Source organism: Actinoallomurus iriomotensis, from assembly GCF_030269445.1.
GTDB classification, from domain to species: domain Bacteria; phylum Actinomycetota; class Actinomycetes; order Streptosporangiales; family Streptosporangiaceae; genus Actinoallomurus; species Actinoallomurus iriomotensis.
Genome location: NZ_BSTJ01000011.1, coordinates 50,781 through 75,414, shown reverse-complemented (window position 1 = coordinate 75,414; position 24,634 = coordinate 50,781). Strand labels below are relative to the sequence as shown.

The following is a 24,634-nucleotide window of genomic DNA, read 5'->3' as shown; positions in this document are numbered from 1 at the left end:
TTTCATGCCAGGTCCAGGGCGATGTACTTCTCCTCCAGGAACTCCCGGATGCCCTCGGCGGCGCCCTCGCGTCCCAGGCCGCTCTGCTTGGCGCCCCCGAAGGGCGCGGCCGGGTCGGAGGCCACGCCGCGGTTGAGCGCGACCATGCCCGACTCCAGGCGTTCGGCCACGGCGATGCCGCGCGCGAGGTCCCCGGTGTAGACGTAGGAGATGAGCCCGAGCTCGGTGTCGTTGGCCCACGCGACGGGATCGTCCTGCGGGCCGAAGGCGATGACCGGGGCGACCGGGCCGAAGATCTCCGATGCCGCGACATCGTCGCCGTGCCGTACGCCCGACAGCACCGTGGCCGGGTAGAAGGCGCCGGGCCCGGGCGGGACGGCGCCGCCGGTGCGTACCGTGGCGCCCTGCTCGACCGCGCGGGTGACCCGGGCGGCGACCTTGTCGCGTTCGGCCACCGAGACCAGGGAGCCGAGCGTGTTGCCCGGGTCGGTGCCGGGCCCGAGCGCGAGGGCGTCCATGGCGGCCCCGAACGCGGTCACGAACGCGTCGTACACCGCCTCGGCGACGTAGAACCGGTTGGCGGCGGTGCAGGCGGCGCCGCCGTTGCGCATCTTGGCGACCATCGCGCCCGCGACGGCGGCCTCGAGGTCGGCGTCCTCGAAGACGATGAACGGCGCGTTGCCGCCGAGCTCCATCGAGCAGCTCAGCACCTGGTCCGCCGCCTCTCGGAGGAGGACCCGGCCGACCTCGGTGGACCCGGTGAAGGACAGCTTGCGCACCGCCGGGTGACGCAGCATGGCCCGTACGGCGGCCGCGGGCGGGTCCGGCACCACGACGTTCACCGCGCCGGACGGAACTCCCGCACGTTCGAGCAGGTCGGCGAGGTAGAGCGCGGTGAGGGGCGTCTCGGCGGCGGGCTTGAGCACGACCGTGCACCCCGCGGCGAGAGCCGGTCCGATCTTGCGGGTGGCCATCGCGGCCGGGAAGTTCCACGGGGTGATCAGCACACTCACGCCCATGGCCTGATGCGTGACCAGGATGCGCTTGTCACCGTTCGGCGCGATGCGGAAGTCGCCACCGACGCGCACGGCCTCCTCGGAGAACCAGCGGAAGAACTCGGCCGCGTAGTCCGCCTCGGACTGCGCGTCGGCCCAGACCTTGCCGTTCTCACGGACGATCAGTTCGGCGATCTGGTCGCGTTCGCGGACCATCAGCTCGAACGCGCCGCGCAGGACCTCGGCGCGGGTCCGTGGCGGTGTGGCGCGCCAGCGCGGCAGCGCCTCGGCGGCGGCCTCGACCGCTTCGAGGCAGTCGTCGACGGTGGCGGAGGCGATCTCCGCGATGGCCTCGCCCGTCGCGGGATCGTCTACCCGGACGGCGGACCCGTCGCCCGACGGACGCCAGCGCCCGCCGATGTAGGAGCCGGTGAACAGCTTCACGCTCAGTCCCCCCTGTGGTTGGTCGGTTCGCGGGTGATCAGAAGGGCGGCGGCGTCCACAGACCGGGGTCCGGACGGCCGACGAACGGCTCGGGCCGGCGCACGCAGGCGGTGCCCCACTGGTCGGACTCCTCGGGGACGCGCTTCCAGACGCGAGGCACCCAGGCCTCGAAGTCGGTGATCCGCTCCAGCGCGGTCGTGTACTCCGCGACGAAGCCGCTCTCGTCGCAGAAGTAGGCGAAGGTGTTGTCGCCGGGCCCGTGCCGCCCGGGGCCCCAGACCAGGTCGCCGCCCGCGCGCATCATCGACCCGGTCGCCCGCAGGTACTCGTCCAGGCCGCGGGTCTCGTACGCGACGTGGTTGAGCGAGACGTGCGGCCCCTGGGCGAAGGCGAGGCAGTGGTGGAAGTCCGTCGCGCTCTTCAGGAAGACCATGACGTCCTCCAGGTAGTCCGTGACCGCGAACCCGAGCGTGTCGGCGTACCACCGGGTGATCGCGGGCAGGTCGGGGCTGTTGAGCACGACGTGCGACAGGCCGGTGGGGACGTGCTCGCGCTCGGCCACCTCGCGGGCCGTCCGCGCGGCGACGCCGGCCGCGATCTCCAGCGTGCGCCCGTCGGGATCGTGGAACCGCAGGCCATAGCCGCCTCCGGCGGTGCCGAGCAGCGCGGGACCCGAGACGATCGGGACGCCACGGGCGATCAGGCGCTCGGCGTACCAGTCCACGTCGCCGGCGGCGGGAACGGCGAACGAGACGACGTCGACCCGGTCGTCGTCCGCCTTGCGCAGGCGCAGGGCGTACGGGTCGGCCGAGCCGGGCGCCGCGAGGTAGGAGACCCCGCTCTCGGAGTCCTCCTGCACCAGGCCCCACAGGTCCTGGTAGAAGCCGGCCTGCCGGTCGAAGGCCCGCACGCCGAGCCCGACGTAGCGGACGTGGGTGATCCTGCATTCACTCATGTCTCTCCTCCGTTCGAGAGGTAGCCGAGGTCGGCGGCGTAAACGTCGGTGCGCCGGTCGCGGACCGGGCTGCCGACCGCGCGGTCGCGCGCCCGCGCCATCTCGTCGAGGTCGATCGGGGCGAGGGCCAGGCCGTCGCCCTCGGCGCCCAGCGGCCCGGCCACCGGCAGCCCGTACGGGTCGGCGACGAGCGAGCGGCCGAGGAACGTGTGCGGCGCCTGCTCGCCCCACTGGTCGGCGCACACGACGGCGACCTGGTTGAGGTTGGCCTGGACGAGCACGCCGTCCACCTGTGGCACCCGGGCGCCGTGACGTGCGTGGTCGAAGCCGCGCACCCACGCGGTCGGGACCGCCACCACCGCGGCGCCGCGCACGGCGAGGATCCGCATCGCCTCGGGAAAGCGCAGGTCGTAGCAGATCATGACGCCGATCCGCAGCCCGTCCACGGCGAACACCGGCAGGCCGCGGTCGCCGGGGGCGAACACCTCGCGCTCGGCCCCGAAGAGATGCAGCTTGCGGTAGACGCCCGCGATCCGCCCGGACCGGTCGATCACGGCGCCGGAGTTGAAGAGCCGGTCGCCGTCGCGTTCGGCGAACCCCGCGACGACGGTCACGCCGTGCCGGGCCGCCTCGGCCGACCATGCCCGCAGGCAGGCCCCCGGCGCCGCGACACTCTCCGCCAGGCCCGCCAACGCCGTACGGTCGAGCACGTATCCGGTGCTCAGCAGTTCGGGCAGGACCACGAGCCCGGCCCCCGCGCGGGCGGCGGAGACGATCGCCGCGGCTCCGGCCGCCGCGTTGGCGGCCGGGTCGAGCGGGGTGGCGGCGATCTGGACGCCCGCCGCCCCCAGCGTGGTCACGTCCTCGGGCAGGGCAGTTCCCGGCCGGCCACGGCGTCGACGACCTCGTTCTTGCCCAGGTCGGTGAAGGCCATGATCCGGCAGGGGCAGCCCTCGCCGCCCTCGATCTTCCACGGGAACGCGCCGATGACCACCCGCTGGTCCAGGACGGCGTCCAGGTCGCCACCGACGTTCTCGGCGTGGATGCACCCGCCGGGGAACGCCAGGTAGTGCATGGGGAACAGGTCCTCCTTGACCTGCCGGCCCGACAGGTGGTGGACGTACTCGTACTCGCCGAAGTACTCCAGCGCCGACATCCCGACGTGCTCCTCGAACCGCTGGGTCAGGTCCGGGCGCATGTGGCGGATCGTGGTGTTGATCGGGTGGTCGCCGGAGCCGGCGTCAATCCCCCACCAGCGGATCTCCATGTCGAGCATCCACTTGGCCAGCTCCACGCCGCCGCCCGGGTGCATCCCGAAGTAGCGCACCAGGTCCTGCTTGGGCCCGCCCGTGTAGTACTGGTGGAACCCGGTGTGGATGATGATGATGTCGCCCTTCTTCACCTCGACCTTGGAGGTGATGTGCTCGGGCTTGATCACGTCCCAGTCGCCGACCTGGTCGGAGACGTCCACGACGACGCCCTCGTGGAGCAGCTTGTCCAGGGGCAGCGAGGCCATGTCGGCGCCGCCGTCAGCGGCGTGCATCGGCCCGTCCAGGTGCGTCCCCGTGTGCAGCGAGGTCTCGATGCGCTGGGAGACGATGCGGTTCGTCTGCAGGGTCTGGGTGTAGTAGATCTTGCAGCCGGGGTAGCCGACCCAGCCGGGCGTGTGGATGCCCCACGGGTGGGTGAGGTCGACGACGTTCATCGAAATTTCTCCTTGGGTGCTTCAGCGCATGACGCGCAGGCTCGCGACGGACGGGATCTCCCGTCCGCTCCGCCGCTCACGCGCCGCGTGGACGAGATGCAGCGCCAGGACGAGATCCTGCTCGACGCTGCCGATGGACTTGAAGAGGGTCAGGCCGGGGTCGCCGGGAGACGCGTCGAGGTACGGCCCGAGCAGGACCGCGCCGGCCGGGTCCCAGCCGAGCTCCTTGGCCTCCACGCAGTCGCCGGACTCGTGGGCGGCGTCGGGGGTGTCGATGACGACCTCTCCCGCGCGGAGGAAGACCTCGCCCTTCGCCTCGCGGTGGACCGGCATCGTGGAGCCGATGAGCCCGAGCCACCCGACGCCGCCAACCTGCTCGGCGGTCAGGAACGGCGTGTGGTGCGAGCTGGTGGCGACGTACACCGCGTCGTGGTCGCGCGTGGCCTCCGGAGAGGTGCCGACGGCGGTGGCGTCCAGCCTGAACTCGGCGCGGGCACGCTCGGCGAACCGGCGCCGGTTCGCCTCGGTCGGGCTGAACACGTCCACCGACGCCACGTTCAGCGCGCCGGCGAGCGCGCGCAGCCCCTCCCAGGCCTCCTCGCCCGAGCCGACCACGCCCAGGCGTACGGGCCGGTCGCCGAGGCGGTGCCGGGCGGCGACCGCGGCGGTGGAGGACGTACGGAGCGAGGTGATGCGGCGCCCGTCCACGATGGCGATGGGCTCGCCGGTGGACTCGCGGAACAGGTGCACGTGGTACCGCACGTGGTCACCGACCCGGTGGAACTGCTTGTAGCCGATGACGTCCAGCGGGGAGACGACGCCGACGAGGATGCGCGTCCACGCCTTCGGCCCGTTCACCTGGACCCGTCCCGTGACGATGGCACCGACCCGGGCCGCCTCTTCGGCGGCGCGCAGGCCGAGCTCCACCGACGCCAGCGCGTCCACGTCGTCGCCGTCGAGCAGCAGGACGGCCTCGGTCGCGGCGCTCATCGGGGGTTCCGTCCGGCGTAGAAGAGCTCGTCGTCGTCGGAGGTGACGGGCAGCCCGGCGGCGACCGCCGCCGAGCGCAGCGTGGCCATCTGCGCCGCGCTGACCCGCATGTGCGGCTGCCGGATCGGGCCGCCGTTGTAGCCCACCAGCCAGCCCTGGTACTTCCAGTGCATGCGCGGCACCAGGCCGCTGCCCGCCACCAGCGGGGTGCAGACGGCGGCGTTGGCCTTCCGGACCGGGTGCAGCCGCCAGTACAGCTCCATGCCCTCGTCCCAGGTGGCCTTGTCCGACAGCAGGTGCAGCATCCGGGGCACGGCCGGGCCCATGCACTCGTAGTTCGAGGTGCCCATGAACCGCATGCCGTAGTTCGCGATCCAGGCCGGCGCGTTGAACTCCAGCGGGTCGGTGACCACCACCCGGTCGCGCAGCGCCTCGAAGACCGCGGCGATGCCGCCGACGCCGGGACCGCCCACCTCGTTCTTGATCGCCACGACGCCGGGGATCTCGTCGACCATGCGGGTCAGCAGCGAGAGCGGGAACCCGGCGGCGTGCAGCCGCCCGAAGTTCCACTGGTCCATCGCGAAGATGATCACGCCGAGGTCGGAGGCGTCCGCGACGGCCTTGGTGAAGTGGAAGACGTCGTCGACCGACGGCGGGTTGAAGTAGAGCGGGTAGGACGGCATCACCAGGTCCACGCCCGCGGTCGCCGCGTGCTCGACCGAGGCGAGCGTGTCGGCGAGCGTCGGCTGTGACGCCTGGAGGATCGTGACGAGGTCCTCGCCGGCCTCGTCGGCGACGATCTCCACGAAACGGCGCATCTCCTCCTGGGTGGTGCCGGACTCCGACACCAGCAGGACGGCGGACATGCCGTGTTCCTTCTCGATCCGCACGTCGTGCCGGATCGCCTCCTCGTTGAGGCCGGCGAGGTCGGCGGTGAACGTGGGCTGGACGCAGCCCGCGCACCCGGCGAGCGAGTCGAGCGCCCACTCGCGCGCCTCGCCCGGCGCGTACCTGGCCATCACTTGCTCTCCTTCTCTCCGGGTGCGGATGGTTCGGGGCCGAGCGGGGTCTCCAGGCCCCGCCCGACGGTCAGCGGGTCGGACCAGGTGAGGGCCTCCAGGGCGAGCGCGTCGAGGCGGATGACGTACGCCTCGTTGCCCAGCGACCGGATCTCCAGCCGCTCGCCGTTGCGCGTGGCCACCTTGCGTACGGCGACGGCCGCGAACTCATTGGCGACGATCAGCGCGTCGTTCTCATCGCTCACAGCAGGACCCTCGGCTGGGGGAAATCGATCACGGTCTGGTCGAGTACGGCGTGGCGCCGGGCCAGCAGGAGCCCCGCCGGGGTGCGCCGGAGCGTGTCGAACCGCTCGGCCGTGATGTACCGGGGCTGGTCGGACTGCCGGCGGCCCATGAGCAGCACGTTGGAGCGCACCAGCAGTTCGTCCGGCTCACCGGTCTCGCGCGCCCGTACGTTGCTGACGAAGTGCCGGAACTGCGGCGGCGGGTTCTCGCCCCAGGCGAACTCGTGCATGTCCGCCTCCAGCCGCCGGAACCACAGGTGCCGGATCGACTCCTTGGACTCGTCCAGCAGCAGCGCCTCGGGGTCGTGGTGCGGCGCGAACGGGCTGTCCGGCGTGACCGGTACGGGCACGGTGTAGACGAAGTCGTCGGCGACGACGTCGAGCCACTCGGCGTACCGCCGGTCGTCGATCAGCTCGGCCTCGACGGCGAGGAACAGCGCGGCCTCGGCCTGGACCTCCGGCGGCGCCAGTGTCGTCTCGGTCATGACATGAGCTCCTGCCAGCGGCCGTGGAAGGCGCGGATGGTCTTCTCGGTGCGGTCGCCGTCGGCGACGTCGCCCGGCCAGCCCGCCTCCTCCGGCGTCGGCGGGTGGTGCCGGCCGCCGTCGAGCACGATCGGCAGGTCCGCGGCCACGTCACCGGCGGCGGCCTCGGTGATGCCGACGAAGTTCTCGGTGTCGTCCACCTCGAACATCCCGGCCGGCCCGTTGGTGCGCAGGTACGCCAGGCGCGACAGGCGCCGCCACTCGGGGTCGGCGTGCCGGGGCTGGAGCAGGAACCAGAGCTGCTCGGTCATCGCGGGGCCGAGCGGGTACCGCAGCGTGACGCGGATGTAGCGGGCGTGGTCGCCCTGCTTGTCGACGTTGGTCTTGAAGTTCTCCAGGAACGACATGTTCGGGAAGATCGACCCGTGCCCGACCGACAGGCACGACTGCGCCTCGCGCTGCGCCTCGGACAGGTTGCGGTCGAACTCGTCCCACATCTCGCGCGGGTAGCCGAAGTAGGCGGGCGCGTCGACGGTGAGCGGCATCCGCTGGATCCGCATGGTGTGCCCGTTGCCGCAGTGGACGGTCCGCCCGGTGAAGCGCGGCCCGGCCACGGCCGCCATCCGCGCGAGGTCGTCCTGTGACGCGAACAGCCCGAGCTCGACCGCGCTCTGGTGCGTGACGAACGTGTGGTAGCCGTCGCCGGAGAGGTTCTCCCCCTCGGGCTTCCAGTTGGCCCGCACCATCGTCCGTACGGGCGGGCCCACCGCCTCCAGACCGTGGTCGAACTTGCCGAAGACCGTGTGCAGGTACCAGCGCATCGGGCCGAGGTAGTCCTCGAGCGACGGCGCCTCCGGGTCCCAGGTGGCGAACACCAGGCCGTACACCGTGTCCACCCGGGCGGCCTGGAAGAGGCCGAGCTCGCTCTTGTCGATCCCGCCCTGCCCGTACACGTCGCGCTGGAAGGTGACCCCTCGCAGCTCGCCCGTGTTGGCGTACGTCCAGCCGTGGTAGCTGCACCGGAAGTGCGACGTGTTGCCGCGGTCCGCCCGGCAGAGCGGCACACCGCGGTGCCGGCACGTGTTGAGCAGGACGCGCACCTGGCCGGTCTCGTCGCGGGTCACGATGACCGAGTCACGCCCGATCCGGCGGGTCACGTAGTCGCCGGGCTCGGGGATCTCGCTGTCGTGCGCGACGAACTGCCAGCACGTCCGGAAGATCCGGGCGAGCTCGCGCTTGTGCACGTCCCCGTCGGCCCAGACCCGCCGCGGCACCGTGACGTCGCTGTCGGCATCGGCCACGGGTTCACCTCCCTCGTCGAAGTGGCTGGTTGAGAGTATTTGTCTTCTGTAATACAAAAGTCAAGCGAGCGACGCTGGTTCTGTATGACAGAGATTCACGGAGGAGCCGATGACCCACGGACGCGTCCCCTGGTACGACCCGGCGGCACTGGACCCCGAACGCCGCGCCGTCTACGACGAGATCGCGGGCGGCCCGCGAGCGGCGGGGCCGCAGGCGTTCCGTCTGACGGGAACCGGCGGGCGCCTGGAGGGCCCGTTCAACGCGATGCTGACCGCCCCGGGCGTCGGCGGCCCGCTCCAGCGGCTGGGATCGGCGATCCGGTATGCCACGGCCCTGCCCGCCCGCTGGCGCGAGATCGCGATCCTGGAGGTCGCCGTCGTACGGCACAGCGACTTCGAGTGGTACGCCCACGAACGCGTCGGCCGCGCCGCCGGGCTGACCGAGGAGGAACTGACCGCGCTCAGGTCCGGCGCGGACGCCCCGAGCCTGACATCCGCCGAACGAACGGTCCGCGCCGTCTGCCGCGCCCTGCTGACCGACCGCGACCTGGACGACGAGCCGTACACGCGGGCGACCGCCGACCTTGGCACCGAGCGTCTCTACGAGCTACTCGTCCTGGTGGGCTACTACGACCTGCTGGCGCTCTCTCTGCGCACGCTCCGTACTCCCCTGCCCGCCGGGGAGCCACCGGTCTTCGGCTGAACCGCGCGGGAGCACCAGCCGATCATCTCGGCTTCCCGGGCGTCGAGCATCTCTTCCCCGCCGAACGGCTCGGCACCTGAGCGGCCTGGCCGGGTAGAGTCGCGCAGTGCCTCAGCTGGAGCGGCTGCGTGCCGACCATGCCCCGGCGGTCCTGGCCTTCGAGCTGGCGAACCGCGCCTACTTCGCCGCCTCGATCTCCGACCGCGGCGACGAGTTCTTCGAGCGGTTCACCGACCGGCACGACGCCCTGCTGGCCGAGCAGGAGGCCGGCCACGGCGCCTTCCATGTGCTCGTCGCCCAGGACGGCTCGGTTCTGGGCCGGTTCAACCTGATCTTCGTCGAGGACGGCGCGGCCGAACTCGGCTACCGGGTCGCGCAGCACGTCGCGGGGCGCGGCGTGGCGACCGCGACCGTACGGGAGCTGTGCCGGCTGGCGGCGGTGCGGTACGGCCTGCGCACGCTGAGGGCGGCCACCTCCCACGGCAATGCCGCGTCTCAGAAGGTGCTGGCCAAGGCTGGGTTCGTCCCCATCGGCCCGGCCGATCCGGCGGACCTCGGCGGTAAGCCGGGCACCTGGTACCAGCGCGACCTGGCACTCCAGTAGCCGGGCCCACCCTGGCTACAGTGACCGGCTGCGTGAAACGCCGGAAGAACTCAACGAGCTCCAGGACCTGCTCGACGCGTCCCTGTCCCGTTCCACCGCCCACCTCCGCTCGATCATCAACACCGAGCGCACCCTGACCGCGGAGCAGCTCACGCAAGTCCTCACCGGCATGTGCACGCTCGCCCTGTCCACCGTGACGGCGAAGGGCGAGCCGCGGGTCAGCGGCGCGGACGGGCATTTCCTGCACGGCAGGTGGCACTTCGGCACGGCACGCGGTGCCGCCAAGGCCCGTCACCTCGCCGCCCGCCCGGCCGCCAGCGTCGCGCACATGCGCGGCGAGGACCTGGGCGTGTTCACGCACGGCGAGGTGGAGATCCTCAACCCCGAGGACGGCGAGCCGGCCGCGGACTGGCCCGATCTGCTCGCGTACTTCAAGGACTTCTACGGCGACGACGCGTTCGACTGGGACAACGACGTGGTCTTCTACCGGCTGCACCCGCACTGGATGACCGTCTTCGCCCCCGACGTCGCGAAGCTCACCGGCGAGAGCACGTGACATGGGGGTCGATTGGTACCGCATGCGCATCCGGGGCGGGGCCGATCGAGACGAGCTGCACCGCCTGATCCACGAACAGGCCGAACTGGCCTGGCCGGTGCACTTCCACCTCGCCGGGCCGCCGGAACGCCCCGAACAGCCGGGCTGGTGGGACGATGAGGGATTCCCGGGCCGGATCCAGCCCGGCGGCGATACCCGGCAGCGGTACGGCCGCGTCGTGGCGGCGCTCGACGAGCGGCTCCACGTGGCCGGAACCGACAGCTGGTCCAAGGACATCGACTGGGACGGGTTCCCGGGATCCTGGCGGTTCTCCGCGCTGGGCCTCCATCCGTTGCTGCCACCGGAATGGCGGGCGGACGCCCTGAGGACATGGCTGCCCGAGGAACTGCCCCGGCAGCGGTGGTCGGAACATCTCGAGGCGGTCCGCTCCGGCCGCCACCGCCCGTACCTGCTGGCGCGTTATCTCCATGACGTGAGCGCGCGGGTACGGCACGGGTGGGACGTGCTCGTCGGCACCGCCGAGGCGACCAGAGAGCGGACGAACGCCTGGGCGTCAAAGCCCGCGCTGGTGGAACTGCGGGAACACCTTGCCGCCCTGCCCGAGCCCGCCGTGCGACCGGCCCCGCGCTGGAGCGAATGGAAGGACCGGCACGGCGAGGCCGACCCGGCGCGGGCGCCCGCCTACGAGGAGATCCATCGGGCCGACGAGCTGCGCGTACGGCTCACCCGCGTCTTGGACGCGAACCTCCCCGGCAACAGGAAGATCCGCCATTACCAGCCGATCCCGTCGTTCCAAGAGTTCCTCGCCGAGGCGGACGATCCGTGGCGGTCCGGCCTGCTCCAGTGGATCGAACGCTGCTGCGAGGAAGAGCAGGGCGTCTTCCTGTGGTAGCGACTCACCGGACGGAGAGGCCGCCGTCGGCGCGGAGGATCTCCCCGGTCATTCCCCGGGCCGCGGGTGAGGCCAGGAACAGGTACGACTCGGCCAGTTCGACGGCGTCCAGGACCGCGCCCAGCGGGTTCAGGGCGGCCACGCCCGCCGCGGCCGCGGCGGGGTCGGTGAAGACCTCGGCGCCGCTCGCCGCGCGCAGGCCGGTCGGGATGCCGCCCGGTGCCACTCCGTTGACGCGTACGTCCGGCGCGAGTCGGTTGGCCGCCCAGCGCAGGACGCCGACGAGCGCGTGCTTGGCCGCCGTGTAGGCGATGCCCGCGTGGTTGTCGCCCACGAAGTGCGCCGCGTCCGACAGCGTCATCACCACGCAGCCCCTGGCCCGTACCAGCTCGGCCGCGCCCGCTCGCAACGCGAGCACGTAGCCGAGCACGTCGACCTCCAGGACTCGCCGGGTCCGCTCGGCGAGTTCGGCCGGGTCGGCGTCCAGGCCGAGTTCACCGTCGTGCACTCCCGCGTTGGGTACCAGCACGTCCAGGCCGCCGACCGCCTCCCCGGCCGCGCGTACGGCGCGTTCGTGCACCTCCGGGTCGCGTACGTCACCGGTGACCGAGACGTGGGCGGCCGGGCTCGGCGTCAGGTCGAGGCCCACGACGTGGTCGCCGCGCGCGGCGAACGCCCGCGCGACCGCGGCGCCGATGCCAGAGGCGCTCCCGGTCACCAGCACCGAGCGGGGCGCGCGGCTGTCCGCGGTCACTTGCCGCGGGTCGCGCGGCCGAGAAGCAGGCCGACCACCAGGGCGAACAGCAGGGCCGCGGCGGCCTGGACGTAGGTGCGCGCCCGGCCCGCCATGACCGCGCCGAGCACGTCGAACGGCTCGGGTTCCGCCGCCGGAGCCGCCGGAGCCGCCGGAGCCGACGCTGCTGGAGCCAGTGCGGGCTCCGGTTCGGCGGGCTCGGCGGCCGGGGCGGTGATCTCCTTGGCGAGGTTGGCGGCGAACTGGTCGATCAGCCGGGACGAGACGTCGGCGAGGATGCCGCGCCCGAACTGCGCGGCCTTGCCCGTGATGGACAACTCGGTGGCCACCTCCACCCGCGTGCCGTCGTCGAGCGGAACGAGCCGCATCTCGACCTGCGCGGAGGCACGGCCCGCGCCTCGCTGCTCCTTGCCGGACGCGGTGATCCGCGCCGTGTGGGCGGCCTCGTCGGTGACGGTCACGGTGGCCGTCCCGGTGTAGGAGGCGGTGATCGAACCGATTTTGATCTTCACTCGGCCCGTGTAGGCGTCGCCGTCCTGTCCGTCCAGGACGGTGCCCGGCAGGCACGGTGCGATGCGCGGGACGTCGAGCAGGATGTCCCACGCTTCCTTCACCAGGACCGGGACCTCGAACGCGTTCTCCAGCCGCATTGGCTCACTCCTTCGATGTGGGGTCGTCGTGCGGCCCGGCCTCGTCGTGCAGCCCGGCCTCGTGGATGAGGGTCCACATGCGGGACGGTGACAGCGGCGTCTCGACCAGCTTCTCGGCGATCTCGGGGACTGCCGCCGCCACCGCGTTGCCCACGGTGACCGGGGAGAGGATGGTGCCGCCCTCGCCTAGTCCCTTCATCCCCCCGGGGATGTGCGGCGCGGGCGTGCACAGGTGGGAGACGTCCATGTCGGGGATGTCCTCGGCCGTGGGCATCACGTAGTCGAGGTAGGACGTCGTGATCGGCTGGCCGGCGGGGTCGTAGCGCATCTCCTCGTGCAGGGCGATGCCGATGCCATGTGCCACGCCGCCGACCACCTGCCCGTCCGCGATCATCGGGTTGACCACGGTGCCCGCGTCGTGGACGACCCAGTAGTCCTCGACGCGCACCTGGCCGGTGTCCAGGTCGACCGCGACCGCGGCGGCGTGCGAGGCGTAGGAGTAGGAGACGTTCTCCGGGTCGTGGACGTCCTTCTCCTCCAGGTCGGCGCGCTCGCCCGGGGGCAGGTTCCAGCCGAGCCAGGCGTGGCCGGCGAGCTCCGCCAGGGTGAGCGAGCTGCCGGGCACCCCCTTCACGCTGAACACGCCCTCCTCGACCTCGATGTCGCCCGGGTCGGCCTCGAGCCGGTGGGCGGCGATGCGGACCAGGCGTTCGCGCAGCCGCCCGCCGGCGCGGACGACCGCGCCGCCGCCGACCACCATCGACCGGCTCGCGATGGAGCCGGAGGCCGAGTACGGCGCGGTGGCGGTGTCGCCGAGCCGGACCGTCACCGCGCTCATCGGCACGTGGAGCTGCTCGGCGGCGAGCTGCGCCAGAGTCGTCTCGATCCCCTGGCCCATGCCGACCACGCCGGAGCTGACCACCACCGAGCCGTCGGGCTCCACCCGTACGACACCGGTCTCGAACCCGCCGAGGTGGAAGCCGACGAGCTGCTGCATCTTGGACGGGCCGAGCCCGGTGAACTCCACGTGGGTGGCGACGCCGACTCCCCGGCGGATCCGGCCCTCCGACGGCCGCGAGCGCTTGTCGATCTCCGCGCCGACCCGGCGCAGCGCCTCGGGGTAGTCGCCCGAGTCGTAGCGCTGGTACGTGCGGGTCTCGTACGGCAGGTCCTCGGGGCCGAGCATGTTGCGCAGGCGCAGCTCCACCGGGTCGGCGCCGAGTTCGCGGGCCGCCTCGTCGACCAGGCGCTCGCGCACCCACGACGCCTCCTGCATGCCGAAGCCCCGCATCGCGCCGGTCGGGGTCGTGGTGGTGACCACGCCGCGGATCCTGGTGCCGGCGCGCTCGAACCGGTACGGGCCGGGCAGCATGATCGACGAGATCCGGAACGGTCCGGTGCCGACGTTGGAGGCGTGCGCGCCGCAGTTGCCGACGATGTCGCTGTGGATCGCCAGGAACCGGCCGTTCTCGTCCAGCGCGAGGCGGGCGCGGTGGACGACGTCGCGGGCGTGGAAGGTCGCGCCGAAGTGCTCGCCACGGTCCTCGATCCACTTCACCGGGCGGCCCGTCGTCATGGCCGCCAGGCAGGCCAGGGCCTCGTCGGCGTACAGGTGTTCCTTCGAGCCGAAGCCACCGCCCACGTCGCGGGCGATCACGCGTACCTGGTCGGCGCGCAGGCCGAGCACGATCGCCAGATGGTCGCGGATGTGGTGGGAGACCTGCGTGGAGATCCATACGGTCAGCGACTCCGTGCCCGCGTCCCACTGGGCGACCAGGCCGCGGGGCTCGATCGGGTTGACGGCCAGGCGCTGCACCTGGAGCCGGCGCTCCACCACGTGCGCCGCACCGGCGAACACCGGTTCGATCTCCTCACCGGTGTCGCCGATGTCGTACGAGGCGACCACGTTGGTTCCCCATCCGGGGTAGAGCAGCGGAGCGTCGTCGGCCAGGGCCGCCTCGGCGTCCACTACGGCGTCCAGCTCGTCGTAGCCGACGTCGATGACGTCGAGGGCGTCCTCGGCCGAAGCACGGGTGTCCGCGACGACCACGCCGAGCGGCTGGCCGACGTACCGCACCTCGTCCGTGGCCACCGGCACGTGGGTGTGCCGCTGCTCCGGGGCCAGCCACACCAACGGCAGGTCGCGGGTGCGCGCCATCGCCTGCTCCGGTGTTATCACCGCATGGACGTCCTCGTCGGCCAGGGCCTCGGCGGCGTCGAACCGGGTGACGCGCCCGTGCGCGATCGACGCGCGGACCATGACGGCGTGCAGCATGCCGGGCAGGGAGATGTCGTCGACGTAGGTCCCCCGGCCGGTGAGCAGCCGTGGGTCGTTGATGCGCGCCACACGGGCGCCGACGAGGCGGTTCACGCCGGGGTCTCCTCTCCCCGCGCCGCCGGCAGGGTCGCCCAGCGTCGTCGTACGGCGGCGCGGATGCCCTGGTAGCCGGTGCACCGGCAGACGTGACCGCCGAGGACGTCGCCGCACGCCTCGGCGCAGGACACGCCCGCGCGCTCGGCTGCGAGCATGCTCATGAGGATGCCCGGGGTACAGAAGCCGCACTGCAGGCCGTGCTCGTCGCGCATCGCCTGCTGCATCTCCGACAGCTCGCCCTCGGGGGCGAGGCCTTCGACGGTCTCCACCGCCCGGCCGTCGGCCTGGACGGCGAGCGCCAGGCAGGAGCGCATGGGTACGCCGTCCACCAGGACGGTGCACGCGCCGCAGACGCCGTGCTCGCAGCCGACGTGGGTGCCGGTGAGGCCGAGGTCGTGGCGGAGGAAGTCCGACAGCAGCGTGCGCACCTCCGTCCGCCGTGTCATCCGCTGCCCGTTCACCGAGATCGTCACCTCGCGGGTCTCCGCTTTCACGCCGCTGCTCCTCTCCGGCCCCTCTGGCTCCGGTCCGGCCAGGTCTCGATCGTCCGGCGTACGAGCGTGGCCAGGACCGCTCGCCGGAAGTCACCGCTGCCGTGCACGTCGGAGGGTGGGTCGACGGCCCGGCGCGCCAGCTCGCCCACCGCTCGCGCCGTCTCGGCGCCCAGTGCCGCGTCGGTGAGCGCGGTCTCCGCCTCGCGCAGGCGTACCGGCCGGTCCGCGACGCCGGTCGCCGCGAGCCGCGCCGCCCGTACGACGCCGTCCTCGACGTCGAGTCCGCAGCAGATGCCGGCCACCGGGAAGTCGCCGTGGTGCCGGGCGAACTCGGTCCAGCGGAACTCCAGGTCGGGCCGGACGGGGAAGACGACCTCGGTCACCAGCTCCTCCGGCTCCCGCGCCGTGGTGAACACCGAGACGAAGAACTCCTCCCAGCCGACCGTGCGCTCCCCCGCCGTGGACCGGAGCACGACCGCGCCGTCGAGCGCGGCGAGAACCGCGGGCAGCTCCGACGAGGGGTCGGCATGGGCGACGTTGCCGCCGATGGTGGTCCGGTTGCGGATCTGCGGGTGGGCGATGTGCCGTACGGCATCGGCCAGGACGGGAAGCGCGTCCGCCAGGGCCGGGTCCTTCTCCACGGTCGCGGCGCGGACCAGCGCCCCGACCCGGACCGCTCCGGCCTCGACCCGCGACGTGTCGAGGCCTGGAACCCGGTTGATGTCCACGACCACCTCGGGGCGCGCCAGCCGCATGTTGAGCAACGGGACGAGGCTCTGCCCCCCGGCGAGCACACTGGCGTCGTCGCCGTGCTCGCCCACGGCATCGAGGGCCTCCTCCAGCGTTCGTGGATCCAGGTACGAGAACACCGCCGGCTTCACACGACCCCCTTTCACGGGGAGACATCGGGCAACTGGCTCGGTATTTTTGTCATCTGTATGACAGAGCGCAAGAGGTTGGCCTGCGAATTTATGTTACGGAGTGCTATCCGCGCCAGGTCCGGCCCGCCCACCTGCGCACTCGGTATGATGAATGACAAGCATCGAAGCAGGCGAGGAGGACGTCACATGCCCGGCCCCCAGCCCCGCCGCGGCGGGCGCGGCGCCCCCGGCGTCCTCCCCCGCATCGGCAACGGCTCACTGGCCGAGCAGACGACCCGCACGCTCCTCGAAGCGATCATGGAGCGGCGCTTCCCCGACGACCGGCTGCCGAACGAGCCCGACCTCGCCGAGCAGCTCGGCGTCAGCCGCACCACGATCCGGACGGCACTCCAGACCCTCGAACGGCTCGGCGTCGTCAGCCGGGCGCCCGCCCGCGGCACCCAGGTGCGGCCCCACATCGGCCGCGAGAGCATCCTGCTGCACCGGCTCATCGGATTCCGGGGCATGCTGGAGGCGGGCCACGACGAGGTGCACCTAGAGGAGCGCATGGACGTCCTCGACCACGGCACCGAGCCGGCCGTCCGGGCTCTCGGCCTCGACGAGGGCACCGCCATGGTCGTGCACGACAAGACCATCGTCGCCGACGGGCGGCCGGCGGTGCATCTGCTCCAGGAGGTCCCCCTGGAGTACGTCGGCGAGGACGTGCGCCGCAGGCTCACCGCGGGACGGCGGTTCGACATCCCCGACACCATCTTCGAGTTCAGCCAGTCCTGGCCCGGACGAGAGATCGACCACTCGGTGGTCGAGATCGTCCCCTCGGTCGCGCCGGACGATCCCGCCTTCCCGCTCACCCTGGCGCCGGGGACCCCGCACATCGTCCTGTGCGAGACCCACTACACGTCCGGCAACGAACCGGTCGCCTACTCCCGCGAGATCGTCGACGACGAGCTGATCCGCTTCCGCCTCGTCCGCAGCCGCTGACCTCGCCCTCGCCTCGGGTACCTAGGGATTGTCGCCGGACGGTCGGCTATCTTTGTCATACATATTCCAAGGAGGCAGAGATGCGCGCCGTAACCGTCCGCGAACCCGGCGGTGAACCCCGGGTCCACACCCTCGCCGACCCCGAGCCCCCGGCAGGGCAGGTCGTCGTCGACATGCTCTACGCGGGCGTCAACCCCATCGACGTCTGGATCGCGCGCGGGGAGCTGGGCGACGCCGTCCCGTTCCCCCACATCCCCGGCTGTGAGGGCGTCGGCACCGTCGACGGCACGCGCGTCGCCCTGATCGCGCCCGGGGTCGGCCGGTCACGCCCCGGCACGTACGCCGAGCGCGTGGTAGTGGGCGCCGGCGAGGTCGTTCCGCTGCCGGCGAGGGTCGATCCGGTCCAGGCCGCGGGCGCGAAGACGGCCGGCCTGACCGCGATGGAGGTGCTGAAGACCGGCGGCCTGACCTCCGATGACGTCGTCCTCGTGCTCGGTGCGAGCGGCGGGGTCGGGTCGTTCGCGGTCCAGCTCGCCAAGAACGCCGGGGCCCGGGTGCTCGCGCACACGACCGGCACGGCGAAGGCCGAGGCACTCGGCGGGCTCGGCGCCGACCGGGTGGTGACGGCCTCCGCACCCGACTCGCTCGCCGCCGCCGTCGGCGACGACCGGCCGAGCCTCGTACTGGACGGCCTCGCGGGCGGCTGGACCCAGGCCGCCATGGAGGCCGCCGCCGAGGAAGGCCGCATCGCGGTGTTCGGCACGAGCGCCGACCGGCGGCTCACACTCGACGCGCGGACCCTCTACGGCAAGCGCCTGCGCGTCCAGGGCGGCAACCGCACCAAGCCCGCGACCGCCGTGCTCCGCGAGGAACTCGCCGGGCTGCTGTCGTTGATTGCCGACGCCAGGGTCCGGGTGCCGGTCGGCACACCGCTCCCCCTCGGCCGGACCGCGGAGGCACACGCCGCCATCCTCGCCCGCACCGCGCTAGGCAAGATCATTCTGTCCGTACGGGACTGACCGCCCTCACGGCGGAGGCCGCTTCGGCGCGTCACGCACCGAAGCGGCCTCCGGCCGATGGGTCAGGCGGGCCGGCGCGTTTCGTGGGTCAGGCGGCTTCCACGGCGTCCGGTGATCCCTGCCGGACACCCTCCTCGGCGGGGCGCGTCCCGGGCTCACGCCCCGCCAGGCCGACCAGCGCGAAGACCATGGTGGCGACGCCGAGGAAGACCCAGGCCACGGCGTACCCGGCGCCCGGCACGATCAGCCCGAACACCCACGGGAGTACGAACCCGCCGACGGCCGTGATCGACAGCATGAGGCCGACCGCCGTACCGATGTTCTCCGGGCTGACCGACCGGTCCTCCCCGGGGACCGTCTGCCAGACGGCGAAGCTGCCGTTGAAGGCGAAGCCGACGATGAATGCGGGGACCCAGAACCAGCCCGCGCCCGCCACCGGCACGAGCAGGAGGCCGACGGCCTGCAGCGCGGTCATGGCGACGACCACCGGGCGCCGCCTGCCGAACCGGTCGGAGAGCCAGCCCGCGACCACGCTGCCGGGGATCCCGGCGAGCCCGATCACCAGCGCGGCCGCTCCGGCCACGCCCGACCCGAACCCGCGTCCGTCCTCACCGTAGGTCTGCAGAAGCTGCGAGGCGGCGAAGTAGGCGCCGTACCCGCCGAGGAACGCGACGCCGTACATCCAGAGGAGCGGGTTGCCCAGCGTCTCCCTGACCGCCTTGCGGCTGAGGCTGACTCCCGCGAGGCTGCCCGCGCCGGGCGGCACCCGGAAGACCACGCCCACGACGAGCCCGGCCAGGACGCAGAGCACCCCGCTGAGGACGAGCGCGTGCCGCCAGCCCAGCGCCCCGACGACATCGGCCCAGACGTACAGGCCCAGCGCGGCGCCGAGGCTGAAGGTGGCCGACACGACGCCCAGGGCGAAGGCGTGCCGCCGGCCCGTGAACCACACGCTCACCGCGGCGATGCCGATCCCCGCATAGATCGACGCGCCGACCCCGCAGACGATGCGCAGCACAAGAAGCAGCCCATAGTTTCCGGCGAAACCGGACAGCATCGCGGCGGCACCCTCCAGCACCAGGCCGATGACGAGCGTCGCTCGCAGTCCGAGCCGGGTGGACAGGAAGCCCGCCGGGATGTGGCAGATCCCGTAGCCGGCGACGAACGCGGAGATCAGCAGGGCGACCTGCGGAATCTTCATATGGAACTCGTCGCTCACCGCGCCGAAGGTCGGCGCGATGTCGAACCAGTTGAGCGTCATGAGCACGAAGCCGAGCGACACGACGGTGAGCACGGCCCAACGTCGCACATCGGATTCGGCTGGCCGGGCGGAGTGAGAGTCACGGGAACTGGGCATGGGCGGCCCCCTCGGGTTCCGGAGAGATGGTCCTGGGTGGTTCGTCACCGGCCGATGAACGATGAGGTGCGTTGGCTCTTCGTCGAGCTGCTCTGCCGAAGCGGTACTGATCAGCGACATGGGCGCCAGATTCAGGAGTTCATACTTTGTATGACCAAGATTCGCCTGTCAAGGGTGGCCTCGGGAGCCGGTGAGGGTGACTTTCACGTGGAACGGGGCGCTTCGGCCGACCCGGTCGACGCACCGGCGGGCGTACGGAACCCGCGGGGATCGGTCAGGTCAGTGCGCGGCCTTCAGTCCGATGACGCAGCCGACGATGCCGATGAGGAAGAGGAGCTTCAGCGCCGAGACGGCTTCGGCGCCGGTGAGCATGCCGTAGGCCACCGTGGGCACGGTTCCGATGCCCACCCAGACCGCGTAGGAGGTGCCGACGGGCAGTGCGCGCATCGCGTACGCCAGGCCCGCCATGGGCCAGGAGGCGGCATCACCGGCTCGACGGCGGGGTTCGCGCGCGCCGGCCTCCTGTTGGTCGGGACGGCGGTATTTCTGGCGGCAGGTTGGTTGCTTGGATTACGGCTGGGCTTCCCGATTCTGTGGCTAGAGATCATGGCCTGCGTTGGGCTGGCCGTTGTGGTGGTCTTCTGGGCACTACTCGGGCCGGTGGCGCGCTGGATGGTCGGAGAGCAGCAGCCGTTACATGAGGGTGAGCTCAAGGACCTGACGCCCAAGGACCGGCTCGAAGCGGTGAGTTCGGCGCGACAGACTCTCATGCAATCCGCGACCGGAATGGTCGTAATCGCCGGTGTGGTCTTCACAGCAGCTGGCCTGACTTACACCGCCCGCACTCTACATACCACCGGGCAGGGCCAGATCACCGACCGTTACACGAAGGCGGTCGAACAACTCGCTTCTAAAGCGATAGACATCCGCCTTGGCGGCGTCTACGCCCTCGAACGCCTCGCTACCGACTCTCCCCGCGATAGGAATACGGTCTACGCCGTCCTCAATGCTTTCGTGCGTGAACACTCCCCCAAATTGCAAGCCAAAGCGCCTGACCGGCCCGCCACTGATGTCCAGGCTGCCCTCTCAATCGTTATCCATCAGGATGATCCCAACGCGGCAGATCGAATAAATCTTGATCGTATTCAAGTACCAGGCGCGGTGTTGAGCGGCGCAAAACTGAGCCTCGCGAGCCTGCGCGACGTGAACCTGCGCGGCGCACACTCGAACTGGGCGGACCTAAATAACGCGACCCTCATTAGAGCGGACCTCACCAACGCGGGCCTAGAAAACACAGACGCGCACAATGCAAATCTGCACCACGCGAAGCTAGCCAGGACGGATCTGAGATTAGTAAATTCACACAATGCATATATGATCGGCACAAACCTAAGAGGAGCGGACCTGGCGATGGCGGACCTTGGGGGCGTGGACCTGTCTTCCGCGGACTTGAGGGGCGCAATCCTTGACATGACGAACCTCAACGGAGCAAACCTGACGGGCGCCGACCTCCGAAACGTACGGGGCCTGAGCCCCGACCAGATCAGAAAAGCGGCCAAGACCAACAAGAGCACGCGCTTCTGAAATTCGGCGATCGCATGTCAGGGGCCCTTACTTCGTTAGTGCCCATCCCCGGGCGGGACGGCGCTGCGCCGATGGTTCTCGATCTCCGGGACCTGGACGATCCGGGCCATGAGTTGCAGTTGCCCCGAAGCAGAGCCATTGGCCCGGCCACCGTATGGGGGCCGCCGCCATCACCGGCGGCCATACTCGGCGATGAGATGGGGTCGCCTCAGAAGCAGGCGCGATGCATAGCCATGCAAGCCCAACGGCCGGTTTGGGTGCTCGGCGGGTGCTCGTATGGCGCGGTACCGTCCGGCAGCACCCGGTACCCCGTCGGGCTGGTATGCCGTAAAGCGCATGGCGAACGTGGACCAAGTAACACGTAGTGGCACTGTGAAGCAGGACGCGGTAGCGCGTCGAGCAGGGGATTCTTGTAGAGCTGTGGACTTTTAATCCACAGCTTCATTTTCGCGGGAGCGCCCGGAGCGCTGCAGGTCAGAGCTCCTCCGGGAGCGGAGCCCCGGCCATGGCCTGCTCCGTTTCACCGAACCGCGCGACCGCTACGGCACCCGCGACGGCCAAGAGGAATCCGGCGATCGCCACCGAAGCGTATCCAGGGCGCGATGCGTCACCGAGCCAGACGACGCCGAGGGCGCCGGGCACCACCGTCTCACCCACGACGAGGGCCGCCGTCGCACCGTTGACCGAACCGATCTGGAGGGCGACCGTGTGCAAGTACATGCCGCCAACCCCGCCGGTCAGAATGGCGTACAGGGCCGGGTCGGTCAGCAGCGCGCCAGGGGCGATCGGGTCCGCGCCGTTCAGCACGCGCACACCGACGCCGACCGCGCCGAAGCCGAGGCCGGACAAAAGCCCGGCCAGGATCGCGGCCTTCGCCCCCAGCCAGCGCACCCCGACGATGCCACCGCCGATCACCAGTGCCGAGGCCACCAGCAGCCACCAATGTGTGGAGATCGAGGTACGGCCGCTTCCCTCGTGACCTGCCGCGCCGGCCAGCAGAACCAGAGCCGAGCAGACCACGGCGATGGAGAACCACTCGGGCCGGTTCAGCCGGATGCCCAGCATCTTGATGCCCAGTACCGCGGTGATCACCAGGTTGGCGCTGATCACTGTCTGCGACAGGAACAGCGGCAACAGCCTGGCAGCCAGCGCGCCGAGGCCGAAGCCGACGACGTCCAGCACGGTTCCGGCCAGGAACTCCCAGGTCACCGCAGCCTTCGCGGTGGACAGAAGGCTGGGGCCGCCGTAGGAGGTGATGCCCGTCGTGGACATCGCGGCGGCCTCCCTGCGGGCCGACTTGCGGGAACCCACAGCCTGCAGCACCGAGCCGGTGCCGTAGCAGGCCGATGCGGCGACAGCGGTCACCAGACCTGTGATCATTCAGTGCTCCGTCCGTGTACCGCCGACCGGGGATTGCGGCGCCACGCACGGGATACACGGCGTCGTGGGCAGCGTCGGATCACCACCCTTGTAAGGCTGGACGCCTCACGAGGGGTGAGAAGTTCCGCCAGAGCCTCTCCCGCCGGCGGCAGGGCCTCCCCTGCGCCGTGCCAATATCCGCGCATTCGATCTCAGCAGAGGTGTTGGCCGATTCCAAAGAACGCCGGCTTTGATCCCGCACCGCAACGCAGCGACCCGCTTCGCCATCTCGTAGCCACACGGCTGACGTCGCCGGCGGACAAGACCCTAGAACAGAATGCTGTTCGGTGACGAATGAGGAGGCCGGATGGCCGTGTACCGCTCGAAATCGCGTCCTGGGCGCTGACCTGCAGGTTCAAGCAGAAGTGAGCCTGGGCATCTCATAGGCACCCGATCGGCGAACCCTACCGGCCGCGTGCTCAAGTTCTGTCCATACCGGCCTCGAGCCGGCTAAAGGTCACCGCTGTATGGCTCCGGGCGAGCGCTGCCGCCAAACGGACGAGTTCCCCGACCGGATTCACCAGAGCCATAGCCCTGCACGGCGGGCGACGCTGATCGTGCATCGCGGCCGAACGTCGTCTCACGTCCAGAAGAACCGCAGGTCACAATCGCGCTCCCCCAGTTTGCGCTCCCTTTACTCCCTCCCGGGGCGGGGAGCGGCGGGAGCACGCATGGTCCCTCAACCTTCCCGAACAAGCGCCAACAACTAGCATTCGACGGCGCCGACCTACGCCATCTCGACAACACGCAGGTCAGCACACGATCGGCACAACCTTGACACGGTAGTGCTCACTTACTGATCGCGAAACGACCGTCGATCACTAGCTGACCGCCGTAAACATGCAGGTCACGCCCGCTCCCATCTGTGCAGCATCCCCCACGGGATCCGAACCTGCGCACCGTCGTGACGACGGCCGCGGAACGCAGGATGACTGCGGCACCGGCGGTTGACACCGCGTGGCGGATCGGCCGGCGTTCTGGGCGTTGACCTCCTCGGCAAAGCGCTACACGTGCGATAGATCGTGATGACTTTTTGTGACGGTGAGGGCAGTCCACTCATGCTGGCGAGTGCGCAAGAGGTTCATCAGCGAGATTGTCGTGACCGCTGGCCAGGGGGTGCCGCTGCCTGTGCGACCGCCCGCCGTACCAGAGCAATCCAGTTCAGAAGCAGCCAGGTGTCCAATCCGTCGGTGTCGACGGGGCCCATGCGAAGGACCATGTCTGATGCGCTTGGTGCGGTCCGGACGATCCGGCCGGTCATGAACTTCGGCGCTGACACAGATAGGTTTCGGGCGGTCCGCTATCGCCCACCGCAAGCTGGCCAGCGGGCCCGGCCGACAAGATCATGACATTCGAGCACCCACCGAGCACCCACGCGCCGCAAACCGCCCCAGAACGCACACTGGGCACTCCCGACAGGGTCGAGAATGCCCAGCTCAGCACGGGTGCGCCGCCAGGGACTTGAACCCCGAACCCGCGGATTAAGAGTCCGCTGCTCTCGTGTTAGATCGGTGTTCTTGCTGTCGGGTTGTGCCGGTTCATCCACGGCTCCGCCGATTCGGCTACCGGACTGTGTCGCCTTGTGATGGCACGTACCACGACATACGAGCACCCACCGAGCGACCACAGCGCTCGCCAATGATCGTTATCCACCGGACGGCCGCGTCACGAGCCGCCCGCGCAACCCTTGTCCGAAATTCGCGGCTCACACCACCACCGACAGCGAATCTGTCGGCTCAGTCGATCACGCCGTCCGATGAACTCGATAGCCAACTTCACTGAGAGCTCAACACGGATTTAATTCTGCTTACTACGGCCTCCGATTCGCGTTTCTCCTCATCGTCGATCCAGCTTTGCCAGAACCATCCATTGGCCGGCAATGCCGCCTCTAGAGCTTGGATAGACAACGCCGCCACGTCAGAAGGAATAGGCCTTACCAGCCATTCCGAAATGCCAGGATAATCCTCATTCCAGGAAAGAGTCTCCCCTGCCGGCATATTTGCCGCCACGACTGCAGCAGCGGCGATGATCTCCCCCGGAAGAGGTTCAGAATCCCCAGCATCGATAGCTCGCCGGAAGGCTGCCCTTAGCACTTCTATACGCTGCGGTACTGATAGGTTCTCCAATCCATCGACAAAATCTTCCGCCGTATCGCTGTCGAACGGCCCGACACCCCAGGTCCCCATGA

General features: G+C 70.5%; 25 protein-coding genes. 7 read left to right on the top strand and 18 right to left on the bottom strand.

The features are described from left to right. Positions 1-2: 2 nt before the first annotated feature. The 9 genes from QSK37_RS37325 to QSK37_RS37285 are packed head-to-tail and all read right to left on the bottom strand — an operon-like array spanning position 3 to position 8,178. The gene (locus tag QSK37_RS37325) at positions 3-1,439 is read right to left on the bottom strand and encodes an NAD-dependent succinate-semialdehyde dehydrogenase (protein ID WP_285630396.1); all 1,437 of its coding nucleotides are present in this window, start codon (positions 1,437-1,439) and stop codon (positions 3-5) included. Positions 1,440-1,476: 37 nt separating this feature from the next. Continuing rightward, a complete protein-coding gene (locus QSK37_RS37320) occupies positions 1,477-2,394 on the bottom strand; it encodes a VOC family protein (RefSeq protein WP_285630394.1) in 918 nt (305 codons plus the stop codon). Continuing rightward, positions 2,391-3,254 carry a nitrilase-related carbon-nitrogen hydrolase gene (locus QSK37_RS37315; RefSeq protein WP_285630392.1) on the bottom strand — a complete coding sequence of 288 codons (864 nt, stop codon included), beginning with the start codon at positions 3,252-3,254 and terminating at the stop codon, positions 2,391-2,393. Before QSK37_RS37315 ends, QSK37_RS37320 begins: the two co-directional genes overlap by 4 nt. Continuing rightward, a complete protein-coding gene (locus QSK37_RS37310) occupies positions 3,251-4,099 on the bottom strand; it encodes a cyclase family protein (protein ID WP_285630390.1) in 849 nt (282 codons plus the stop codon). The genes QSK37_RS37315 and QSK37_RS37310 overlap by 4 nt, the downstream gene beginning before the upstream one ends. 21 nt (positions 4,100-4,120) lie before the next feature. Next, positions 4,121-5,089 (bottom strand): hypothetical protein, encoded by a 969-nt coding sequence (locus QSK37_RS37305; RefSeq protein ID WP_285630388.1) that lies wholly within the window; start codon positions 5,087-5,089, stop codon positions 4,121-4,123. Further along, a complete protein-coding gene (locus tag QSK37_RS37300) occupies positions 5,086-6,108 on the bottom strand; it encodes a dihydrodipicolinate synthase family protein (RefSeq protein ID WP_285630386.1) in 1,023 nt (340 codons plus the stop codon). Before QSK37_RS37300 ends, QSK37_RS37305 begins: the two co-directional genes overlap by 4 nt. After that, the gene (locus QSK37_RS37295) at positions 6,108-6,353 is read right to left on the bottom strand and encodes a hypothetical protein (protein ID WP_285630384.1); all 246 of its coding nucleotides are present in this window, start codon (positions 6,351-6,353) and stop codon (positions 6,108-6,110) included. Before QSK37_RS37295 ends, QSK37_RS37300 begins: the two co-directional genes overlap by 1 nt. Beyond that, on the bottom strand, positions 6,350-6,877 hold the full coding sequence (locus QSK37_RS37290) for an aromatic-ring-hydroxylating dioxygenase subunit beta (protein WP_285630382.1): 528 nt from the start codon (positions 6,875-6,877) through the stop codon (positions 6,350-6,352). Before QSK37_RS37290 ends, QSK37_RS37295 begins: the two co-directional genes overlap by 4 nt. After that, a complete protein-coding gene (locus QSK37_RS37285) occupies positions 6,874-8,178 on the bottom strand; it encodes an aromatic ring-hydroxylating oxygenase subunit alpha (protein WP_285630380.1) in 1,305 nt (434 codons plus the stop codon). Before QSK37_RS37285 ends, QSK37_RS37290 begins: the two co-directional genes overlap by 4 nt. 109 nt (positions 8,179-8,287) lie before the next feature. On the opposite strand from QSK37_RS37285, the gene QSK37_RS37280 reads away from it, so the two are divergent. The 4 genes from QSK37_RS37280 (at position 8,288) to QSK37_RS37265 (ending at position 10,933) form a co-directional block, all read left to right on the top strand. Next, on the top strand, positions 8,288-8,881 hold the full coding sequence (locus QSK37_RS37280) for a carboxymuconolactone decarboxylase family protein (protein WP_285630378.1): 594 nt from the start codon (positions 8,288-8,290) through the stop codon (positions 8,879-8,881). Positions 8,882-8,987: 106 nt separating this feature from the next. Next, positions 8,988-9,485, top strand: coding sequence for a GNAT family N-acetyltransferase (locus QSK37_RS37275; protein WP_285630376.1), 498 nt, complete (start codon positions 8,988-8,990; stop codon positions 9,483-9,485). After that, a complete protein-coding gene (locus QSK37_RS37270) occupies positions 9,367-10,041 on the top strand; it encodes a pyridoxamine 5'-phosphate oxidase family protein (protein ID WP_285630374.1) in 675 nt (224 codons plus the stop codon). The genes QSK37_RS37275 and QSK37_RS37270 overlap by 119 nt, the downstream gene beginning before the upstream one ends. 1 nt (position 10,042) lies before the next feature. Next, a complete protein-coding gene (locus QSK37_RS37265) occupies positions 10,043-10,933 on the top strand; it encodes a hypothetical protein (RefSeq protein WP_285630372.1) in 891 nt (296 codons plus the stop codon). Positions 10,934-10,937: 4 nt separating this feature from the next. Here the strand turns inward: QSK37_RS37265 and QSK37_RS37260 are convergent, their stop codons facing one another. Genes QSK37_RS37260 through QSK37_RS37240 form a run of 5 tightly spaced genes read right to left on the bottom strand, consistent with a single transcriptional unit; the run spans position 10,938 to position 16,086 of the window. Further along, complete coding sequence (locus QSK37_RS37260) at positions 10,938-11,687, bottom strand: SDR family oxidoreductase (protein WP_285630370.1); 750 nt, start codon at positions 11,685-11,687, stop codon at positions 10,938-10,940. Beyond that, the gene (locus tag QSK37_RS37255; protein WP_285630368.1) at positions 11,684-12,337 is read right to left on the bottom strand and encodes an SRPBCC family protein; all 654 of its coding nucleotides are present in this window, start codon (positions 12,335-12,337) and stop codon (positions 11,684-11,686) included. Before QSK37_RS37255 ends, QSK37_RS37260 begins: the two co-directional genes overlap by 4 nt. Positions 12,338-12,341: 4 nt before the next feature. Further along, positions 12,342-14,708 (bottom strand): xanthine dehydrogenase family protein molybdopterin-binding subunit, encoded by a 2,367-nt coding sequence (locus QSK37_RS37250; protein WP_285630365.1) that lies wholly within the window; start codon positions 14,706-14,708, stop codon positions 12,342-12,344. Beyond that, the gene (locus QSK37_RS37245) at positions 14,705-15,205 is read right to left on the bottom strand and encodes a (2Fe-2S)-binding protein (protein ID WP_285630363.1); all 501 of its coding nucleotides are present in this window, start codon (positions 15,203-15,205) and stop codon (positions 14,705-14,707) included. Before QSK37_RS37245 ends, QSK37_RS37250 begins: the two co-directional genes overlap by 4 nt. Continuing rightward, positions 15,202-16,086 (bottom strand): FAD binding domain-containing protein, encoded by an 885-nt coding sequence (locus QSK37_RS37240; protein ID WP_285630361.1) that lies wholly within the window; start codon positions 16,084-16,086, stop codon positions 15,202-15,204. Before QSK37_RS37240 ends, QSK37_RS37245 begins: the two co-directional genes overlap by 4 nt. Before the next feature lie 186 nt (positions 16,087-16,272). Between QSK37_RS37240 and QSK37_RS37235 the strand changes: the two genes are divergently transcribed. Continuing rightward, positions 16,273-17,067, top strand: a complete 795-nt coding sequence (locus QSK37_RS37235) for a GntR family transcriptional regulator (protein ID WP_285630360.1) — start codon at positions 16,273-16,275, stop codon at positions 17,065-17,067. An 80-nt stretch (positions 17,068-17,147) separates the two neighbouring features. Next, on the top strand, positions 17,148-18,086 hold the full coding sequence (locus QSK37_RS37230) for a quinone oxidoreductase family protein (RefSeq protein WP_285630359.1): 939 nt from the start codon (positions 17,148-17,150) through the stop codon (positions 18,084-18,086). An 88-nt stretch (positions 18,087-18,174) separates the two neighbouring features. On the opposite strand, the gene QSK37_RS37225 is transcribed toward QSK37_RS37230, so the two are convergent. Both QSK37_RS37225 and QSK37_RS37220 read right to left on the bottom strand, forming a co-directional pair. After that, positions 18,175-19,380: an MFS transporter gene (locus QSK37_RS37225; RefSeq protein WP_285630356.1), complete on the bottom strand. Its 1,206-nt coding sequence runs from the start codon at positions 19,378-19,380 to the stop codon at positions 18,175-18,177. A 342-nt stretch (positions 19,381-19,722) separates the two neighbouring features. Next, a complete protein-coding gene (locus QSK37_RS37220) occupies positions 19,723-19,911 on the bottom strand; it encodes a DMT family transporter (RefSeq protein ID WP_285630354.1) in 189 nt (62 codons plus the stop codon). A 57-nt stretch (positions 19,912-19,968) separates the two neighbouring features. Here QSK37_RS37220 and QSK37_RS37215 point away from each other — a divergent pair, with 57 nt between their 5' ends. Continuing rightward, positions 19,969-21,027, top strand: coding sequence for a pentapeptide repeat-containing protein (locus tag QSK37_RS37215; protein ID WP_285630352.1), 1,059 nt, complete (start codon positions 19,969-19,971; stop codon positions 21,025-21,027). Positions 21,028-21,501: 474 nt separating this feature from the next. On the opposite strand, the gene QSK37_RS37210 is transcribed toward QSK37_RS37215, so the two are convergent. Both QSK37_RS37210 and QSK37_RS37205 read right to left on the bottom strand, forming a co-directional pair. Next, a complete protein-coding gene (locus QSK37_RS37210; protein WP_285630350.1) occupies positions 21,502-22,407 on the bottom strand; it encodes a DMT family protein in 906 nt (301 codons plus the stop codon). Between the two features lie 1,814 nt (positions 22,408-24,221). After that, a complete protein-coding gene (locus QSK37_RS37205) occupies positions 24,222-24,632 on the bottom strand; it encodes a DUF4259 domain-containing protein (protein WP_285630348.1) in 411 nt (136 codons plus the stop codon). Positions 24,633-24,634: the final 2 nt, after the last annotated feature.

What these genes read in the sequence shown, in the direction of transcription:
- QSK37_RS37320 (WP_285630394.1), bottom strand. Translation starts at nt 2,394, where the DNA reads ATGAGTGAATGCAGGATCACCCACGTCCGCTACGTCGGGCTCGGCGTG.
- QSK37_RS37310 (WP_285630390.1), bottom strand. Translation starts at nt 4,099, where the DNA reads ATGAACGTCGTCGACCTCACCCACCCGTGGGGCATCCACACGCCCGGC.
- QSK37_RS37305 (WP_285630388.1), bottom strand. Translation starts at nt 5,089, where the DNA reads ATGAGCGCCGCGACCGAGGCCGTCCTGCTGCTCGACGGCGACGACGTG.
- QSK37_RS37300 (WP_285630386.1), bottom strand. Translation starts at nt 6,108, where the DNA reads ATGGCCAGGTACGCGCCGGGCGAGGCGCGCGAGTGGGCGCTCGACTCG.
- QSK37_RS37290 (WP_285630382.1), bottom strand. Translation starts at nt 6,877, where the DNA reads ATGACCGAGACGACACTGGCGCCGCCGGAGGTCCAGGCCGAGGCCGCG.
- QSK37_RS37280 (WP_285630378.1), top strand. Translation starts at nt 8,288, where the DNA reads ATGACCCACGGACGCGTCCCCTGGTACGACCCGGCGGCACTGGACCCC.
- QSK37_RS37270 (WP_285630374.1), top strand. Translation starts at nt 9,367, where the DNA reads ATGCCGCGTCTCAGAAGGTGCTGGCCAAGGCTGGGTTCGTCCCCATCG.
- QSK37_RS37265 (WP_285630372.1), top strand. Translation starts at nt 10,043, where the DNA reads ATGGGGGTCGATTGGTACCGCATGCGCATCCGGGGCGGGGCCGATCGA.
- QSK37_RS37255 (WP_285630368.1), bottom strand. Translation starts at nt 12,337, where the DNA reads ATGCGGCTGGAGAACGCGTTCGAGGTCCCGGTCCTGGTGAAGGAAGCG.
- QSK37_RS37235 (WP_285630360.1), top strand. Translation starts at nt 16,273, where the DNA reads ATGCCCGGCCCCCAGCCCCGCCGCGGCGGGCGCGGCGCCCCCGGCGTC.
- QSK37_RS37230 (WP_285630359.1), top strand. Translation starts at nt 17,148, where the DNA reads ATGCGCGCCGTAACCGTCCGCGAACCCGGCGGTGAACCCCGGGTCCAC.
- QSK37_RS37220 (WP_285630354.1), bottom strand. Translation starts at nt 19,911, where the DNA reads ATGGCGGGCCTGGCGTACGCGATGCGCGCACTGCCCGTCGGCACCTCC.
- QSK37_RS37210 (WP_285630350.1), bottom strand. Translation starts at nt 22,407, where the DNA reads ATGATCACAGGTCTGGTGACCGCTGTCGCCGCATCGGCCTGCTACGGC.
- QSK37_RS37205 (WP_285630348.1), bottom strand. Translation starts at nt 24,632, where the DNA reads ATGGGGACCTGGGGTGTCGGGCCGTTCGACAGCGATACGGCGGAAGAT.